The organism is Vibrio sp. 1069, assembly GCF_033340555.1.
The window spans coordinates 1-782 of the sequence record NZ_JAWOWP010000269.1; the positions used below are offsets into that span (position 1 = coordinate 1).

Below are 782 nucleotides of genomic sequence, written 5' to 3' on the forward strand. Positions count from 1 at the left end.
ATGCAGTGAGCATTGATACGGTAGTCGCAACCTTAACGGTTCGTGATACTGACACGCCTGAAGACCAATTAACCGTTTCTTTAGAAAACAACTCAAACGGCTACTTCGTGTTGGTTGGCAATGAAGTCAAGCTGACTCAAGCAGGCGTTGATGCAGTTAATAATGATGAACTTAACCTTAAAGACCTAACTATTAGCGCGTCAGTATCGGATGGTGTAAATCCAACAGCTAACGACAGTGACAGTTTGATTGTGAATCGTGTTAACGATGCACCGACTGTTGAAAATGCCATTGCAGACCAAGTGTTATCGGAAGATTTCGATGCATACACGATCGACTTGAATGAAGTATTCAAAGATTCTGATTCCTCGCTAGAATTCTCAGTTTCTGGCAATAACAGCATCCAAATCTCTATTGTGAGTGGCGTTGCTACCATCACTCCGACTGCGGATTGGAATGGCAAAGAGACAATTACGTTCTCAGCTAAAGACCCAAGCGGCGAGAGCGTTAGCCAAACGGTGAACTTCACGGTAACGCCTGTGGCAGACATTGAGGCAGACAAAACGACGGTTGTTGAAGATACGCCAACCATCATCAAGGTCTTAGGTAACGACACGTTTGAAGGCAAAGATAAAGTGGTGTCTCTGGACGCTGAGAATGGTCCTAAAAATGGTACCGTCATCGTAAACAACGATGGTACGGTGACCTACACACCAGATGATAACTACGTCGGTAAAGATACTTTCACTTATGTCGTGACATCAGGTGGAGTGTCTGAATCT

At 44.5% G+C, this 782-nt stretch carries 1 protein-coding gene; it reads left to right on the plus strand.

Annotated features, from left to right (window positions below; translation table 11 throughout):
• The coding region (locus R7040_RS25905) for an Ig-like domain-containing protein (protein ID WP_318097491.1) at positions 1 to 782 on the plus strand (782 nt) is incomplete at both ends.